This is a genomic window from Ruminococcus sp. N15.MGS-57, assembly GCF_000980385.1.
GTDB lineage: Bacteria > Bacillota > Clostridia > Oscillospirales > Ruminococcaceae > Hominimerdicola > Hominimerdicola aceti.
In genome coordinates this window covers 1-593 of the sequence record NZ_LARF01000138.1, presented here as the reverse complement: position 1 = coordinate 593, position 593 = coordinate 1, and the positions used below count along the sequence as shown (strand labels likewise).

Here is a 593-nt window from a genome sequence, read left to right as displayed (position 1 = left end):
ACTTAACCCAACATCTCACGACACGAGCTGACGACAACCATGCACCACCTGTCTCGATGTCCCGAAGGATTTCACACATCTCTGTGCTATGCATCGGATGTCAAGACCTGGTAAGGTTCTTCGCGTTGCTTCGAATTAAACCACATGCTCCACCGCTTGTGCGGGCCCCCGTCAATTCCTTTGAGTTTCATTCTTGCGAACGTACTACTCAGGCGGAGTACTTATTGCGTTAACTGCAGCACTGAGCTTTGACACCCAACACTTAGTACTCATCGTTTACGGCGTGGACTACTAGGGTATCTAATCCTATTTGCTCCCCACGCTTTCGGGACTGAGCGTCAGTTATGCGCCAGATCGTCGCCTTCGCCACTGGTGTTCCTCCATATATCTACGCATTTCACCGCTACACATGGAATTCCACGATCCTCTCACACACTCTAGCTCTACGGTTTCCATGGCTTACCGAAGTTAAGCTTCGATCTTTCACCACAGACCCTTAGTGCCGCCTGCTCCCTCTTTACGCCCAATAATTCCGGATAACGCTCGCCACCTACGTATTACCGCGGCTGCTGGCACGTAGTTAGCCGTGGCTT

The 593-nt window shown here is 51.3% G+C and carries 1 rRNA gene; it reads right to left on the bottom strand.

Features of this window, described 5'->3' with window-relative positions:
* A 16S ribosomal RNA gene (locus tag WS40_RS10980) occupies positions 1 to 593 on the bottom strand; the annotation flags it as partial.